The organism is Marivita lacus (assembly GCF_014637725.1).
In the GTDB taxonomy this organism is placed as follows: domain Bacteria; phylum Pseudomonadota; class Alphaproteobacteria; order Rhodobacterales; family Rhodobacteraceae; genus Marivita; species Marivita lacus.
Genome location: NZ_BMFC01000006.1, coordinates 162,525 through 179,685, shown reverse-complemented (window position 1 = coordinate 179,685; position 17,161 = coordinate 162,525). Strand labels below are relative to the sequence as shown.

General features: G+C 63.7%; 14 protein-coding genes. 3 read left to right on the top strand and 11 right to left on the bottom strand.

Annotation, left to right across the window (positions count from 1 at the left end; all coding sequences use genetic code 11):
- Nucleotides 1-20 precede the first annotated feature (20 nt).
- The 3 genes from cobT (at nucleotide 21) to IEV82_RS13390 (ending at nucleotide 4,260) form a co-directional block, all read left to right on the top strand.
- Entirely contained in the window at nucleotides 21-1,898 is a 1,878-nt protein-coding gene (gene cobT, locus IEV82_RS13400) for a cobaltochelatase subunit CobT (protein WP_188482541.1), read from the top strand.
- A 176-nt stretch (nucleotides 1,899-2,074) separates the two neighbouring features.
- The gene (locus tag IEV82_RS13395; RefSeq protein ID WP_188482540.1) at nucleotides 2,075-3,856 is read left to right on the top strand and encodes an aminopeptidase P family protein; all 1,782 of its coding nucleotides are present in this window, start codon (nucleotides 2,075-2,077) and stop codon (nucleotides 3,854-3,856) included.
- 59 nt (nucleotides 3,857-3,915) lie between these two features.
- Entirely contained in the window at nucleotides 3,916-4,260 is a 345-nt protein-coding gene (locus tag IEV82_RS13390; protein WP_188482539.1) for a DUF427 domain-containing protein, read from the top strand.
- A 16-nt stretch (nucleotides 4,261-4,276) separates the two neighbouring features.
- On the opposite strand, the gene IEV82_RS13385 is transcribed toward IEV82_RS13390, so the two are convergent.
- From IEV82_RS13385 to murB, 11 genes are all read right to left on the bottom strand, one after another.
- Entirely contained in the window at nucleotides 4,277-4,867 is a 591-nt protein-coding gene (locus IEV82_RS13385) for a hypothetical protein (protein ID WP_188482538.1), read from the bottom strand.
- Nucleotides 4,868-4,965: 98 nt separating this feature from the next.
- Nucleotides 4,966-5,472, bottom strand: coding sequence for a hypothetical protein (locus IEV82_RS13380; protein ID WP_188482537.1), 507 nt, complete (start codon nucleotides 5,470-5,472; stop codon nucleotides 4,966-4,968).
- A gap of 84 nt (nucleotides 5,473-5,556) precedes the next feature.
- Nucleotides 5,557-7,233: a chloride channel protein gene (locus IEV82_RS13375; protein WP_188482536.1), complete on the bottom strand. Its 1,677-nt coding sequence runs from the start codon at nucleotides 7,231-7,233 to the stop codon at nucleotides 5,557-5,559.
- Between the two features lie 117 nt (nucleotides 7,234-7,350).
- Complete coding sequence (gene recN / locus IEV82_RS13370; RefSeq protein WP_188482535.1) at nucleotides 7,351-9,009, bottom strand: DNA repair protein RecN; 1,659 nt, start codon at nucleotides 9,007-9,009, stop codon at nucleotides 7,351-7,353.
- Nucleotides 9,010-9,050: 41 nt separating this feature from the next.
- Nucleotides 9,051-9,905, bottom strand: a complete 855-nt coding sequence (locus IEV82_RS13365; protein WP_188482534.1) for an outer membrane protein assembly factor BamD — start codon at nucleotides 9,903-9,905, stop codon at nucleotides 9,051-9,053.
- A 160-nt stretch (nucleotides 9,906-10,065) separates the two neighbouring features.
- Nucleotides 10,066-10,986 carry a UDP-3-O-acyl-N-acetylglucosamine deacetylase gene (gene lpxC, locus IEV82_RS13360; RefSeq protein ID WP_188482533.1) on the bottom strand — a complete coding sequence of 307 codons (921 nt, stop codon included), beginning with the start codon at nucleotides 10,984-10,986 and terminating at the stop codon, nucleotides 10,066-10,068.
- Nucleotides 10,987-11,199: 213 nt separating this feature from the next.
- Nucleotides 11,200-12,822, bottom strand: a complete 1,623-nt coding sequence (ftsZ, locus tag IEV82_RS13355; protein WP_188482532.1) for a cell division protein FtsZ — start codon at nucleotides 12,820-12,822, stop codon at nucleotides 11,200-11,202.
- Between the two features lie 173 nt (nucleotides 12,823-12,995).
- A complete protein-coding gene (gene ftsA / locus IEV82_RS13350) occupies nucleotides 12,996-14,330 on the bottom strand; it encodes a cell division protein FtsA (RefSeq protein ID WP_188482531.1) in 1,335 nt (444 codons plus the stop codon).
- A gap of 2 nt (nucleotides 14,331-14,332) precedes the next feature.
- Entirely contained in the window at nucleotides 14,333-15,202 is an 870-nt protein-coding gene (locus IEV82_RS13345) for a cell division protein FtsQ/DivIB (protein WP_188482530.1), read from the bottom strand.
- A complete protein-coding gene (locus tag IEV82_RS13340; protein WP_188482529.1) occupies nucleotides 15,190-16,104 on the bottom strand; it encodes a D-alanine--D-alanine ligase in 915 nt (304 codons plus the stop codon). The genes IEV82_RS13345 and IEV82_RS13340 overlap by 13 nt, the downstream gene beginning before the upstream one ends.
- A gap of 137 nt (nucleotides 16,105-16,241) precedes the next feature.
- Entirely contained in the window at nucleotides 16,242-17,159 is a 918-nt protein-coding gene (murB, locus tag IEV82_RS13335) for a UDP-N-acetylmuramate dehydrogenase (RefSeq protein WP_188482528.1), read from the bottom strand.
- Nucleotides 17,160-17,161 lie beyond the last annotated feature (2 nt).

The window sequence follows — 17,161 nt, the reverse complement described above, 5'->3', positions numbered from 1 at the left end:
CTGCGTGGAAAGGTCAGGCCATGAGCAAACCAACCGACAACCCAGCCGATCCGTTCAAGAAGGCGTTGGCCGAAGCGACCAAGGTCATGGCGCGCGACCCGGATCTGACGGTCAGCTATTCCGTTGACCCTTCGGGGATTTCCGGCGACGCGATGCGTCTGCCGCAGATCAGCCGCCGCCTGACCCGCGACGAGGTGATGCTGGCGCGCGGCACGGCGGATGCGATGGCGATGTATCGCCGCTACCACGACGCGGGCACCCATACGCGCTATGCGCCGCAGGGCGATCTGGCGCGCGAGCTTTACGAGAGCATGGAGACCGCCCGCTGCGAGGCGATGGGCGCGCGCGACATGCCCGGGACCGCAGGCAATATCGACGCCAAGATCGGACATGATGCGCTGCGGCGTGGCTATGACCAGATCAAGGAAGCGTCGGACGCACCGCTGGCCGAGGCGGCGGGCTACCTCGTGCGGCATCTGGCCACCGGGCGCGATCTGCCGCAGGGCGCGCAGAACGTCATGGAATTGTGGCGCGGGTTCATCGAGAACCAGGCGGGCGGCACTCTGGAAAACCTGCAGGACGTGCTGAGCGATCAGGCGGCCTTTGCCCGCTTCACCCGCGCGGTGATCACCGATCTGGGGTATGGCGATCAACTGGGTGATGACCCGGACGAGCTGGACGACGAAGCGCAGGATCAGGCCGAAGAGGGCAGCGACGACGATCAGGAGCCCGACAGCACCGGTCAGGACGAGGACGAGAGCGAGGACAGCGAAGCCAGCCCCGAATCGAGCCAGGACGAGACGCAGGATCCCAGTCAGGCGCAGGTCTCGATGGACGAGATGGCCGACCAAGAGATGAGCGACGAGACCGAGATGCCCGACGGCGAGGCGCCGCTCGAGCCGCCGCCACCTGCCCCGATGTCCGAAGCGGACCCGGATTACAAGGTGTTCGACGCAACCCATGACGAGGAGATCCTCGCCGAGGATCTGGCCGAGCCGGTCGAGCTGGAGCGGTTGCGCGCCTATCTGGATCAACAGCTGGAGCCGTTGAAGGGCGCGGTCAGCCGTCTGGCCAACAAGTTGCAGCGCCGTCTGCAGGCGCAGCAAAACCGGTCCTGGGAATTCGATCTGGAGGAAGGCATTCTTGATGCGGGACGGCTGGCGCGCGTGGTGGCGAACCCGACGACACCACTGTCGTTCAAGGTCGAAAAGGACACCGAGTTCCGCGACACCGTTGTGACGCTGCTGTTGGACAATTCGGGCTCCATGCGCGGACGGCCCATCTCCATCGCCGCGATCTGCGCCGATGTTCTGGCTCGGACCTTGGAGCGGTGTTCGGTCAAGGTTGAGATCCTCGGCTTCACCACCCGCGCATGGAAGGGCGGACAGGCCCGCGAGAAATGGCTCAACGAAGGGCGCGAACAGCAGCCCGGTCGTCTGAACGATCTGCGCCACATCATCTACAAGAGCGCCGACGCGCCATGGCGCCGGACCCGGCCCAACCTCGGGCTGATGATGAAGGAAGGCCTGCTGAAGGAAAACATCGACGGCGAGGCGCTTGAATGGGCACACCGGCGGATGCTGCACCGCTCGGAGGCGCGCAAGATCCTGATGGTGATTTCCGATGGCGCGCCGGTGGATGACAGCACCCTGTCGGTTAACCCGGCCAATTACCTTGAAAAGCACCTGCGCGACGTGATCGCCATGGTCGAGCGGCGGCGTCAGGTGGAGTTGCTGGCCATCGGCATCGGCCATGACGTGACGCGCTATTACGAACGCGCCGTGACGATCACCGATGTGGAGCAACTGGCGGGCGCAATGACCGAGCAGCTGGCGTCGCTGTTCGACAGCGATCCGCGGGCACGGGCGCGGCTCATGGGCATCAAGCGCGCGAGTTGATCCGATTGGATCGGACCGGCGGCGCCGGTCCAACAGGCGCGGCCCTTCGGGCGGCGTTTTGTGCGTATCTTGAAAGAGAGGAAGCCGGACACGTGTTCCGTCACCGGCTGTGCGAGGGGTTGCCTCTTTGCGCGTTTCCGGGTTCGCATGAGCAAAATTGAAAGAAAGACCGCGCCATGTTCCAGAGCTTTTCAGAGACATCCTCGCCCGATCAAGGACCGCCCCGGCTGGAGGCGCTGCGCGCAGAGATGGCGCAGGACGGTCTGGACGGGTTCATCATCCCACGGGCCGACGCGCATCAGGGCGAATACGTGGCCGAGCGGGACAGCCGCTTGGCCTGGCTGACGGGGTTCACCGGCTCGGCGGGGTTCTGCGTGGCGCTTGCCGACAGCGCGGGCGTGTTCATCGACAGCCGCTACCGGGTGCAGGTGCGCGCGCAGGTGGCGGATGTGTTCACGCCGGTGCATTGGCCGGAGGTGACGCTGGAGGACTGGATCACCCGGAACGCCGGGGCACGCGCGGTGATCGGGTTCGATCCGTGGCTGCACACGGTGTCGCAGATCCGCGACCTCGAGACGCGCGTCGGGGATGTCGTGCTGCGGCGGACGGAGAACCTCGTGGATCGCATCTGGGCCGACCAGCCGCCCGCACCCGCGACCCCGGCCTTTGCGCAACCTGTGGAGCTGACCGGCGAGACGCATGAGGCCAAGATCACCCGGCTGGCGGAAACCCTTGGTGCGGCAAGCTGCGCGGTGCTGACCCTGCCCGACAGCATCTGCTGGCTGTTGAACATTCGCGGCGATGACGTGCCGCGCACGCCCTTCGTCCACGGGTTTGCACTTTTGCATGCGGGCGGCAGGGTGACGTTTTTCGTCAACCCGGCCAAGCTTGCCGAGTTGGGCGATCACCTTGGGCCGCAGGTGCGGATCGAGCCGGTCGAGGCGTTCCTGCAGGCGCTTGGCGCTGTGACGGGGCCCGTCCAGATTGATCCCGCAAGCTGCCCGGTGATCGTGGCAGACACGCTGCGCGCGGCGGGGACGCCGATGATCGAGGCGCAGGACCCTTGTGCCTTGCCAAAGGCCTGCAAGACGCCAGCCGAGTTGGAGGGCGCACGGGCGGCGCATCTGCGCGACGGGGCCGCGATGGCACGGTTCCTGTGCTGGCTCGATCAGCAACCGGCGGGCAGCCTGACCGAGATCGACGTGGTCACACGGCTAGAGGCAGAGAGGGCTGCAACCAATGCGCTGCGCGACATCAGCTTCGACACCATATCGGGAGCCGGTCCAAACGGGGCTATCGTGCATTACCGCGTAACCGACAAGACCAACCGCCGGGTCGATGCGGGTCTGTTGCTGGTGGACAGTGGCGGGCAATATTTGGACGGCACCACCGACATCACCCGCACCATCGCCATCGGGACGGTAGGGCAGGAGGAGCGACGCGCCTTCACGCTGGTGCTCAAGGGCATGATCGCGATTTCACGGCTGCGCTGGCCCAAGGGGCTGGCCGGGCGCGACATGGATGCGCTGGCCCGCGTGGCGCTCTGGGACAACGGTCTAGATTACGGGCATGGCACCGGACATGGCGTGGGATCGTATCTGAGCGTGCATGAAGGCCCGCAGCGGCTGGCGCGCACCGGGACGGTGCCGTTCATGCCCGGCATGATCCTGTCGAACGAGCCGGGCTTCTACAAGGAAGGCGCGTTTGGAATCCGCATCGAGAACCTGATCATCGTCGAGGAAGCACCTGCCCTGCCCGGTCAGACCGTGCCCGAGATGTACCGTTTCGAGACCCTGACCCATGCGCCCATCGACACGCGGCTGATCGACACGGGACTTCTGACCGAGGCAGAGCGCGACTGGCTGAACACCTATCATGCCGGGGTTCTGGCCCGGATCAGCCCGTTGGTCGAGAGCGAGGTGTCCACGTGGCTGGCCCGGGCCTGTGCGCCTATCTGAGCATAGACATTTACATTTCCCGGCTAACCCCGGTACACGACACAAAAAGGGGACGGATCATGCAGAAACACATTACAGTCAGACCTGCCGAAGGCACCTGGGTCGTGCGCGCCGGTGGTGCGGTGATCGCGGAAAGCACCAATGCACTGGAACTGACCGAGGGCGACATGCCTTTCGTGATCTATTTCCCGCGCGCTGACGTGGCGACGGCCTTTCTGGACGCATCCGACTACCGCACGACCTGCCCGCACAAGGGCGAGGCCAGCTATTTCGACATCGTGTCGAAAAGCAAGACATACACCAACGCCGTCTGGAGCTACGAAACCCCCAAGGACGAGGTGTTGCAGATCAAAGATAACCTCGCCTTCTGGGTGCAGGACGGTGTTCAGGTCGAGCGGGTGTAACCGTCTGACAGCTTAGTCAGCGACGCCCGGTCAAGGCCCGCACCGTGCGGTAACTGTACCATAGCCCTTCGCCTGTCGCCGGATCGACGACGGCAATTCCGGATCTCTGGAAGGACCAGCTTTGGCTTTCGACGGCGTAGGCCCTCAGGTCTGCCCTCTTGGCCACGGCGGCGCCAAGGGTGTCGGCAAGCTCGGACAGGATCTCTTCGTCGGTTTTCTCGGGTGCCCAGGACAGGAACTCTGCCGACCAGTCATCAGAGGCATCAAGCGCCCGCGCCGACGCTTCCGGATCGTCCTTTGGGTAGGATACCGGCGTGTCCGCGATGGCGCTGCGCTGCAAGTCGAGGGCGATTTCTTCCAACGCGCGCAGAACCTCCCTCTCGGACCGGGCGCTGTCCGCCAGCGTGAAGGCAGCGACTTGCAGCAACGCCTTGCCAATCGCGGTCTTGTCGCTTGCCTTGGTGAGCGTCCGGGAGCCCGAGATGATCCCAACCCCTTCGCGCGTCACAATCGGGGTCATGGCCTGCCGAATGGCCTTGAGGTCCTCGCTCACCAAGGCGGCGTCTGCGCCTGTGTCGAATTCACTGACCGTGCTGGATGTCCGCATTGCCTGTCCCTGCTCCTTTGCTACTACATGTATTGCCCAGCCAAAACACACCAGTGTCGCGACAACGAATACCCGTCTTTGACTTGCGGCCATGACCCTCATCCTGAGATGGTTGGATCATAGGGTGTCGCGGGATCGTCGATCCCTGTTGTCAGTTCTGTCCGGTTGCCGAGGCCGCACTCGTAGACGGCCCGCTCTGCCGCGTGGCACAGCCCGTTGACCGCGCAGACACCACCACCCGGAGGCGCGCCCGGCGCACCTGCGACATGGGCCAGTTCGTGGAGGATCGTGGCCAGCACGCTCCACTTGCCGATGCGGAACGGTTTGGGACCGATCCAGATATCGTTGTTCGAATAGGTATAACCGTAATAGTCGATGGACCCGTCATAGTTGATCCACATGCTGTTGTTGCCCAGCATCGTCGTCAGGTTCACACCGGCGCCCAGACCGGAATAATACTGATCCGCCCGAGGCATGTTCTGCGAAATCCAGATCGCCTTGCGACGCGCCCAACGACATTGGTCGCGGTAGTTTCCTGCGGGAATGGGCGTGAAATTGTCACCATTCTCGCTACCGGCGTGATCGCCGATATTAATCTGTATCATTTTAAAATCCTCGAAAAAATATACTTATCAATAGCGCGAATATCGATTCTCAGCGAATGAAATTACGGTGTGGCCCATAGGGCCTTAGCTGTGCTCTTCCTCGGCTGTTGCCGCCAGCGCGCGGTTATAGGCCTTGAGGGCATCCACGTGGAACAGGGCGCCTTGCAGCACGGGCGTGTCCTCCGGCCCTTCGAGGCGGACCACCGGCAGGAAGGCGACGCCGGATTTATCAAAGAGCGGCAGCGCGGTTTCCAGCGTGGCCTGCGCCTGCACATAGAGCCCTTGTTCGATCATTGTCAGGCAGGCCTCTTCGTCGGCAGCGTTGCTGTCGGTCGGTTTGCGCATCACGCCTTGCACGCGGAACATCGCCAAGAGGTAAGCTTGGGGTCCGGCAGCAAGGTGAACGTTGCGCCGTTCCAGCTGGGTGAGGAAGAACGACCGATCCACCAGACGGGCTGACACGGCGGTGGACATCGACACCGACACCATCACCGCCAGACCTGTCTGCCAGTCACCCGTCAGTTCAAAGACGATCAGCGTGGTCGAAATGGGCGCCCCCAGCACCGCGGCGGCCACAGCACCCATGCCCGCCAGCGCATAAAGCGTTGCAGTGCCAGACTGGTCCGGAAACACCCCCGTGGCGATCAGGCCGAAGGCAAGGCCCGTCAGCGCGCCCAGCATCAGCGAGGGGGAAAACACCCCACCTCCCATGCGCCCGCCCATGGTGATGGCCACGGCAACGACCTTGAGCATGGCAAAAACCACCGCCTCGTGCCAGAGCAGCGCGCCGGTCAGGGCGCGCGACGTGGTCTCGTAGCCGACGCCGATGATATGCGGAAACCAGATCGCCAGCGCGCCCAGCATCACACCCGCCACCGCGGGGCGCAGCAGGTGCGGCAGGCCCATGCGGTTTTGCAGGCGCGAGCCCACGTCATCCGCGAGGAAAACCGCGCGCATCATGGCAACGGCCACCAGTCCGCAGACAAGGCCGAGGATGAAAAAGGCGGGCAGTTCGATGTAGAATTCGACCGTCGTGGTGCCCGGCAGCTTGAATTCGGTCACATCCCCGAACACGAGCCGGTTGATCACCGTGCCTGCCGCGCTGGCCACGACGATCGGGGCAAAGGCATGCACCGCAAAATGGCGCAGGATCACCTCGAGCGCGAAGAGCGCACCCGCGATGGGCGCGTTGAAGCTGGCTGACACAGCAGCGGCCACGGCACAGCCCAGCAGGTCGCGCCCGGTGATCCCGTCGGCGCGGATCGTGTTCGACACCCAGGACGAGATCATCGCGGCGATATGCACGACCGGGCCTTCGCGCCCGGAACTGCCCCCGGTGGACAGGGTGATCCAGCTGCAGATGGCCGATGCTATCCCTGCCTTCTTTTCGACGCGACCGTCGTTCAGCGCGGCGCCTTCGATCACGTCGGCAACCGACCGGACGCGGCCATCCGGGGTGAAGTAGTGGATGATCACCCCCACCACCAAGCCACCGCATGTGGGGATCAAGAGCAGCATCCACCACGGCAGGTTCTCGGCGTAGCTGTGGATGGTCGTGACACTGGGCGTGCCGTAGACGGTGGTTTGCAGCAGGGTGATGGCCAGCCGGAACAGCGTTGCCGCGAGACCGGCGGCAATTCCGATCAGGAGCGCGATCAGCCAGAACTGGAATTGCGACGGTCCCTTGTGGCGCAGCAAATCCCAGCCGCGCGCGAACTGTGACTTCATTGCCTGCAACTGACCACGCAAAGCTGGCGCCATGCCTAGCGGTCCTTTCGGGGAAAGCGAACCACGCCAAAAACCATCTGTTTACCTAGGGTTATTCAATGAGGTTGCGGTGTCCAGCCCTGTTGCGATCACAGTCTGTGACGGTGGGTGTCAGGACACATGTGCCAGAAGCGCCCGCGCGGCGGCGCGGGCCTCCGAGGTGATCGTGTCACCCGACAGCATCCGGGCGATCTCGCCCTCGCGGGCGGGCGCATCCAACGGCACGACGGTCGAGGTGGTCTGCTCGTTGGCGACCCGCTTTTCGACGCGCCAGTGATGCGCGCCAAGCGCTGCGACCTGTGGCGAATGGGTGACGACCAGAACCTGTCCGCCTTCGGCAAGCGCGGCCAGACGACGGCCCACCGCATCGGCGGTCGCGCCGCCGACACCGCGGTCGATCTCGTCGAAGATCATCGTCAGACCGGCATCGCGCTGTTCCGACAGGCAGACCTTGAGCGCCAGCAGGAAGCGGCTGAGTTCGCCGCCCGAGGCGATCTTGCCGATGGGTCCAGCCGGTGCGCCGGGATTCGTTGCGACAGTAAAGGCCACCGCATCGCTGCCGTCTGGTCCGGCAGGCGCGTCGGACATGTCGGTCAAGAACACCGCGCGTTCCATCTTGAGTGGGGCCAGTTCGGCGCAGACGGCTGTGTCCAGCCGCTTTGCCGCCGATGCACGGCTGTCGCGCAAGGCCATGGCCGCCACATCATAGGCCGCCTCGGCGCTGCGCAAGTCGGCCTGAAGATGCGTCATGCGGTCTGCGCCCTGATCCAGAGCTGCGAGTCTGTCGCGCAGGGTGTCGGCCAATCCGGACAGGTCATCCGGGGCAACACCATGTTTGCGGGCCAGCGCGCGCAGCGCAAAAAGCCGCTCTTCGGTAGCCTCAAGCTCGTGCGGATCAAAGTCGAGCGCATCGAGACAGACGCTCACGCCATGCGCCGCATCATCGAGTTCGGCCATCGCACGCGCAAGTGCCGCCAAGGGATCGTCGAGCCGCCCATCGGCAGCGTCGCTTGCCCCTTCGAGCCAGCGCAGCGCGTCCGACAGCGCGCCTTCGGCACCGTCCTGTCCCATGACCTGAGCGGCCCGGCTGATATCGTCCCGGATACGCTCTGCGCCCTGCATCATGCGCCGCCGCGCGTCAAGATCGGCATCCTCGCCCGGTTCGGGGGACAGCTTGTCCAACTCCGCCACGGAATGGCGCAGGAATTCTTCCTCGGCCTGTGCTGCCTTGTACGCGGCTTCCGCTTCGACCAGCGCCTTGCGGGCCTTGGACATGGTGCTCCAGGCGGTTTTCACGGCAGCCAACAGATCATAATGCCCCGCGAATTGATCCAGCAGCGCCCGGTGTCCCTTGGAGTCCAGCAGACCCCGATCATCGTGCTGGCCGTGCAATTCGACCAAAGTGTCTGACAAGGCGCGCAGCATCTCTCCCGTCACGCGCCGGTCATTGACCCAGCCGGTCTTGCGCCCGTCCACCGTGTTCACCCGCCGCAGGATCAACTCGTCCGCGTCTTCGAACCCGGCTTCGGCCAGCACCTCATGCGCAGGATGGCCGCGCGGCAGGTCGAACACCGCCGTGACCTCGCCTTGATCGGCACCGCTTCGCACCAGTTCCGCCCGACCGCGCCAGCCCAGCACGAAGCCCAGAGAATCGAGGAGGATCGACTTGCCCGCGCCGGTTTCGCCGGTCAACACGTTGAGGCCGGGCTGGAACTCAAGCTCCAGCCGGTCAATGATCAGCATGTCCCGTATTTCAAGTGCGCGCAGCATTCTGTGCAACCGGGTGCGTGGTCAGACGCACCGCCCCCCGATCAAAGCCACTGGCCACGAACCATCTGTCGATAGACCTGCGCCAGCCAGTTGTCGCCGGTGGCCTTCAGCTCGAGTCCGCGCCCGGTCAGCAGTTTGAAGCTGTCCTCGTACCAATCGGTGGACTGGAAATTATAGCCCAGAATGGCACCTGCGGTCTGCGCCTCGTCGGTCAGACCCAGCGACAGGTAGGATTCGACCAGACGGTGCAGCGCTTCGGCGGTGTGGGTGGTGGTCTGGAAATCCTCGACCACGACGCGGAACCGGTTGATCGCCGCAGGATAGTGATTGCGCTTGAGATAGAAGCGCCCGATCTCCATTTCCTTGGCCGCCAGATGGTCGAAGGCCAGATCGAACTTGAGCACCGACGACCGCGCATATTCGCTGTCCGGATAGCGTTCGATCACCGTGCGCAACGCCTGCAACGCCTGGAAGGTCAGGCCCTGGTCGCGGCCCACATCCTCGATCTGGTCATAATAGCTGAGCGCAAGGAGATACTGCGCGTAAGCGGCATCTTCGTCGGTTGGAAAAAAGTCGATATACCGCTGCGCGGCGGACCGGCTGTTCTCGTAATCCTTGTTCTGGTGATGCGCAAACGCCTGCATGATCACCGCCCGCTTGGCCAATTCCGAATAGGGGTACAAGCGCTCGACTTCAGAGAAATAGAACGCGGCATCCTCTGGATCACGACGATCCAGCTCGAACTCGCCACGTTCGAAGATTTGCTCTGCGGTAAAATTCTCGATCGGGACGCCGTCGGGGCCGAATCCCGGACGTTCGCCGCCGCCGCAAGCGGCCAGCGTCACCATCAAGAGCCCCGCTCCGATCACAGCTCTTGCGCTTCTGCCCGCTGCCATGCCCGTCACCTTCGTTAAACCGCTGTGGCTATGTGTGCCACTTGTCTGATGTTGGTCCTAGCACATTAAATCGGAAGGCAAAACGCCTTTAGACACACAAGAGTTTCGTGTGTCTGCGCACCCAATGTCCAGATCGTGTTCCGTGAAAGGCGTTGCCCGGTCAGGCAACCGCCGGAATCTCGTGTGCGCCGACACCGGCACCGGGCAGACGTGCCGCAAGCATGGTGTCGCACTCGCGAACGCGGTAGCCGTCGGGCGTCGCGAAAAGCTCACGCAAGAGCATGTTGGTCAGGGTGTGCCCGGCCTTGTGACCCTCGTAATGGCCCAGCAACGGCGCCCCGGCCAGCGCCAGGTCCCCGAGTGCATCCAGCATCTTGTGCCGCACCGCTTCGTCGCTGTGACGCAGGCCACCGGGGCTGAGCACCTTGTCGCCATCGACGACAACGGCGTTTTCCATCGTGCCGCCCAGTGCCTTGCCGACCGCGCGCATCGCTTTGACATCGGAGGCGCGGCAGAAGGTGCGGCTGTCGCACAATTCCCGCACGAAAGCACCGTTGGCAAGGTCCAGGGACTTGCTTTGCCGACCGATCGCCCTGTCGGCGAAGTCGATGTGGAAATCCATCGTCAGGCCCGCGCCCGGTCCAAGCCGTGCCCAGCCCTGCGCGGTGTGCACTTCGACCGTGCTCAAGACCTCGATTACCCGGATCGGGCTGCGCAACTGCTTGACCCCGGCAGACAGGATGCGGCGCACGAAGGGTGCGGCGCTGCCATCGAGAATCGGCGCTTCGGGGCCGTCGATCCTCACCAGCGCATTGTGCACGCCGCAGCCTGCAAGTGCCGCCATGATGTGTTCGATCGTCGAGACCGACACGCCGGAATGATTGACGATCTTCGTGCACAGGGGCGATTGTTCGACACGGTCGAAAAGCGCCGCGATCCGCGCATTGCCCAACCGGATATCGGTGCGCTCGAACACGATGCCATGATCGGCAGGTGCCGGGCAAATGGCCATGTTCACCGGAACCCCGGTGTGCAGGCCAATGCCCGAAAAACGAACGATAGATTGAACGGTTGTCTGCAAAACACCCTCGCACAAATGCGCCCACAGCCCCCTGCGGCGTTTCGAGATGGGTGATACGCCCTGACCTATCCAGTCTCAAATCAAAGATTGTAACGGCTTGAAACACGGGCCTGATACAGATCGGCGGAATCCCGCCATAAGCCTCAAGGCTCTGATTTCAAACGCAAAACGCCCCCAAAATCGGGGGCGTTTCACAAGCGGTTAACCGCGTTTTCAGTTTGCCTGACGCCGCAGAAAGGCCGGAATCTCGATCCGTTCCTGGTCTTCATCCGCCTCTGGGGCGGGTGCACGGGCCGGAGAAGCACCGCTCGACTGCACGGGCGGCGGCGCTGTGCGACGGACTGGAGCCTCGGGCTGCTGGCCTTGACCGGTCATGCGATTGATCAGGGAATTGATGCCGAAACGGGGGCGTTCGCTGTCCGCCGGTTCCGGTTCGACCTGCATGTTCGGACGTGCTCCGGGGGCCGGACGGGCCCGCGATGCCGCCGCCTGCAACCGTGCAAGAGCCTCGGCGCTGGGTGTGCCCGGTGCCGGGGCACGCGGCGCCACGAACTGCTCGGGATCGGCTTCGATGCTGTCTTCGCGCGGATTGAATTCCGCGACCTGCGGACGGTAGGCCGGGGCCGGAAGCCCGTCTTCCTCGATCAGTTGCTGCCGGGTGGCGGTGCGCTGTTCGAAGATGGTTTCCATCTGCTCTTCAGCCGCTTCGCGCTCGGCATCAAAGAGTGACGGCTCCTGCGCCCTGCGGGCTGCAACCGGCTCATGCACCGGCGCGGCCTTCTCAGCCTGCTGCGCGTCTTCCACGCGTGTGGTCTGCGTCAGCGGTGTGGCCAGCGACCGGCGCGGCACCGGCACTTCGGTGTGCACGTCGACCGCGTCGATGCCGGTTGCGACAACGCTCACGCGCATCATGCCCTGCATGCTGTCATCGAGCGTCGAGCCGACGATGATGTTCGCGTCTGCATCGACCTCTTCGCGAATGCGGTTGGCCGCCTCGTCGAGTTCGAACAGGGTCAGGTCGTGACCGCCAGTGATGTTGATGAGAACACCCTTCGCGCCGCGCAGGCTGATTTCGTCCAGAAGCGGGTTCGCGATGGCCTTCTCGGCGGCCTGGATGGCGCGATCTTCGCCCTCGGCCTCGCCGGTGCCCATCATCGCCTTGCCCATCTCGTCCATCACCGCGCGCACGTCAGCGAAGTCGAGGTTGATCAGCCCCGGACGCACCATCAGGTCGGTCACACCCTTCACGCCTTGATAGAGCACATCGTCAGCCATGCTGAACGCTTCGGTGAAGGTGGTCTTTTCGTTGGCCAGACGGAAGAGGTTCTGGTTCGGAATGATGATCAGCGTATCGACGACCTTCTGCAGCGCCTCGATACCCTCATCGGCCTGCTTCATCCGCTTGTTGCCTTCGAACTGGAACGGCTTGGTGACAACTCCCACCGTCAGAACGCCCAGTTCGCGCGCGGCCTGCGCGATGATCGGCGCGGCCCCTGTCCCGGTGCCGCCGCCCATGCCTGCAGTGATGAAGCACATATGCGCGCCGGCAAGGTGATCCACGATCTGCTCGATGCTTTCCTCGGCTGCGGCTGCACCGACGGAGGCCCGTGCGCCTGCACCCAGACCTTCGGTGACCTTCACACCGAGTTGGATCCGGCTTGTCGATCGGCTTTGCTGCAACGCCTGCGCGTCGGTGTTGGCCACCACGAAATCGACGCCATCCAGCGACTTGTCGATCATGTTGTTGACCGCGTTGCCGCCTGCGCCGCCCACACCGAACACGGTGATGCGGGGTTTCAATTCTTCCTGTCCGGGCACCGAAAGGTTCAATGTCATTTGTTTGTCCGCCTGCTGTCTCAGCCCCGTTCGGAGCATTTTTTTCGCCAATTCTACTAAATATTATCGGGCAATCGCCCAAACGTCACGAAAAATCCGTACTTTAGCACAAAATGTGCTGTTAACTGCCGACCCCCTACGCGGGATTTTGCCGAAACGTCAACATCTTGCGATCACCAGTTATCACGGAACCATTTCACCGCGCGCTTCAAGGAACGCGCCGGATAACGGTCCACGGGAATTTCAAAGTCCCACCATTCGTCCTGCGGATTGGCTGCGAACAGGCACAAACCGACCGCACTGGCGAATCCCGGCCCGGTTGCAGCCTGTGGCAACCCGTGGACCCGCATGGGCCGTCCAAGTCGCACCTGCTGGCCGAGAATCTTGGTCGCAAGCCCGTCCAGACCGGGGATCTGGCTGGCCCCACCCGTCAGCACGATCTGCTGGCTGGGCAGATGCTCGAACCCCGCGGCATCGAGACGTTCGCGCGCCTCTTCGAGGATCTCCTCGACACGCGGGCGCATGATCCCGATCAGTTCTGCCCGGCTGACGGTGCGCCGGTCGTGATGCCAGTCGCCGGTATCGCCACCGATTTCGATCATGTCGCGGTCATCCATGCCCGTGGCCACGACACCGCCGTGGAACGTCTTGATCCGCTCGGCCACGGCCATCGGCACCTGCAGCCCCATCGAGATGTCACTGGTCACGTGATCCCCGCCCATGCGCACGGCATCGGCGTAAATCATGTGCTTTTTCATGAAGATGGAGAGCCCGGTTGATCCACCGCCCATGTCGATGCAGGCCGCACCCAACTCTTGTTCGTCCTCGACCAGGGCCGACACGCCCGACACGTAGGACGAGCTGGCGATGCCCGCCAATTCGAGATCGCAGCGCTTCATGCAATGCGCGAGGTTCTGGATCGCCATCGCATCGACGGTGAGCATGTGCATGTCCACCGCAAGGTCCTGCCCGATCTGGCCGCGTGGGTCGATCAACCCACTGCGATGATCCAGCGCAAAGTTCACCGGTTGCGCGTGCAGCACCTCGCGCCCGTGCCCGAAATCGGGAACGTCGCAGGCCGACAACACGCGCGCCACGTCCTGTTCATCGACCGTCGTGCCCGCCACGTCGACCTTGCCCGCGAGGCCATAGCTGCGCGGATCGGCACCGGCGAAACAGGCGATCACGTGATCGACCCGGATCTGCGCCATCTTCTGCGCAGCCTGAACAGCGGTCCGGATGGCGCGCTCGGTCTCGCCCATCGAATCGATCTCACCAAAGCGCACGCCGCGCGAGCGGGTGGTGGCCGCACCGATCACCCGAAAGCCGGACTGACCGGCCAGCGACCCGATACTGTCACTCTCGACCGCGCGATCGGTCCCGTCGAAACGCAGCACGAGGCAGGCGATCTTGGAGCTGCCGATATCGAGTACCGCGATCACCCCTCTCTGCATCGCCGCCTTGCGCATGTTGCGCATCGCCCGCTGTGACTCGTAAAGCTCGATCATTCTTATTGTTCCCCTGCCTCGATCGCCCGGATGCGGATCAATTCCTGCACCGCTCCGTCTGTCATTCTGAGAGTTGGCCGGTTCGGAAGCCGCAGGTCGACCGCGACCAGATCCCGTTCCAGCATGTTCACCGCGTGATCCATCGCGATCACCCGTTCAAGCGCCCGCACCGCCTCGGTTTCAGGCAGCAGGATGCGCTGATCCCGGTCCAGAACAACGTCCCAGCGCCGCTCGCCCATGCGCACCATACCGCGCAAACGCGCGGCAAGCGGCTCTGCAGCCGCCACAAGTTCCAGGGCTTCGGTCACGAGACCATTCGCGCCATCCCCCACGATCAGCGGCAATTCCGGCCAATCCGACCGCAGGAAGGCCGGGCCGACCAACACGCCCTCGTCATCCAGAAGCTGCAGCCCCTGCTCGTTGCGCCACAGCACCACGGGCAGGCGTTCCACCACCTCCACCTGCAGCACATTGCCCTGCCGCACGTAAAGCCGCGCCGATTTCACCGGATCGAGCGAGACCACCGTTTCGCGCATCGCTTCGAGATCCAGATCGAAGGAGCTGATCGGAAAATCCAGCGGCAGAATCTGGCGGATGCCCTCGGCCACTAGATCGCTGGCGCCATCGACGGCCATCATGTTGACCATGAATTCCGGACGGCTTTCCACCTGTGACCGCAGATCGGCATAGGTGTCGATGATCTTCATCCGGTTATCGTCGTAGGACAGCCACCAGGTTGCGATGCTGAACGTCAAAAGGCAGGGCAACCCGAAGCGCAGCAGCAACCGGAAAAGCGGCGTCAGCATGAGCCGCTCCATCCGGTATTTCAGGCGCGACGGCGCGGGATCGGGACGCAGGCTCATCTGTGACATGATGCGTCCTCGATGATCCAGCGGCACAGTGCGCCAAAGCTCATGCCCACATGCGCTGCCTGTTCGGGTGTCAGGGAGGTCGGTGTCATGCCGGGCTGGGTGTTGGTTTCGAGCAGGATCAACCCGTCCAGCCCGCGGCGTTCGTCCCAGCGAAAATCGGTGCGGCTCACGCCCCGGCAGCCCAGCGCTTGATGCGCCCGAACCGCGTAGTCGAGACAGGCCGCCGTGATCTCGTCGGGCACATCCGCAGGCAACACATGCCGCGACCCGCCCGGTTTGTACTTGGCGTCGTAATCGTACCAGCCGTCGGTCAGGATGTCGGTGACGCACAAAGCCCGGTCCCCCACCACGGTCGTGGTCAGTTCGCGTCCCGGTGCAAAGGCTTCGACCATCACGGTCTCGGGCATGTCATCCGACAGGTGCGGCGGGCCGTTGGCGTCCTCGTTCACGAGGTAGACGCCCACTGACGATCCTTCGTTGAAGGGCTTGACCACGTAAGGCGGCAGCATCACGTGACGCGCGCGCACCTCGTCCCGCGAGGCCAGAACGCTGTCCACAACCGGCAGGCCGTGGCGGCGATACACGTCCTTGCTGCGTTCCTTGTCCATCGCCAGCGCCGAGGCCAGAACGCCCGAATGGGTGTAGGGGATGCCCAGCCATTCCAGCAGGCCCTGCACGCAACCATCCTCGCCCCAGCGACCGTGGAGTGCGTTGAAACAGACATCGGGAGAGAGAGCGGTCAATACGGATGCGAGATCACGGCCTGCATCGACCTCGTGAACCTCAAATCCTTCGTCCCGCAAAGCGGCGGCGCATTCACGCCCCGTCGACAGGGACACCTCGCGTTCGGCCGAGGGGCCACCCATCAATACTGCCACTTTCGGGTTTGCCCTGCTCGACATACCCAAAACCGCCTCAATTCATGGGGTTTGCCCCCATTTCTGCCTGGGGCTATGCCCCTTATTATGTTGTGCAACCTGCCCGGCGCACCGCGTTTACCTGCAGGGGTTCGTCCCCTGTCCGGTCGCGTCGTTTGAACCTATGGTTCACCGACCCGTTTGATTTCCCATTCTAACTCTATTCCAGAGTGTTGGAAAACCTTTTTTCTCACCTCTTCGCCCAATCCTTCGAGGTCGGCTGCAGTGGCGGTGCCGGTATTGACCAGGAAGTTGGGATGCTTGGGCGACATCTGAGCCCCCCCGCGCATCGCCCCGCGCAGCCCGGCGTCGTCAATCACCTTCCACGCCTTGAGGTCATGCACGTCATCCGCCTGCCCGGTCGAGGAAAACCCCGCCGGGTTGCGGAACGTGCTGCCCGCCGTGCGGTCCTTGGTGGGCTGTGTCGCGTCGCGCTTGGCCAGTTGGTCTTCCATCCGGGCATGCAGGTCCGACGGATCGCCGGGTTGGCCATCGAACACAGCCTCGACCACCACCGCACCCTCGGGCACCTCGCTGGAGCGGTAGGTCAACCGCAGGTCCGCCGCTGGCAGCGTGACCAGTTGACCCGAGCGCAGCACCGCACGCGCCTCGACCAGATGATCGGCCACGTAAGTGCCATAGCAGCCCGCGTTCATGCAGACCGCTCCACCGATGGCGCCGGGAATGGTGCGCAAAAAGGTCAGGTCAACTCCCGCATCGGCCGCCTTGCGTGCCACATGCGCATCCAGCGCCGCCGCCCCTGCCGTCACGCGCGTGCCGTCGATGGAGATACCGTTGAACCCGCGCCCCAATCGGATCACAACTGCCCTCAATCCGCCATCCCGCACGATCAGGTTCGACCCGACGCCCATCGGAAAAACGGCGACCTCGCTGGACAGCCCCTGCAAAAACTTCTGCAGATCGGCAAGGTCCGCCGGTTGGAACAGCCAGTCGGCCGGCCCGCCCACGCGCAGCCATGTCAGGTCGGACAAGGGTCGGTCGGGCGTCAATGTGCCCCGGACATCAGGAAAGGTGTTCATGC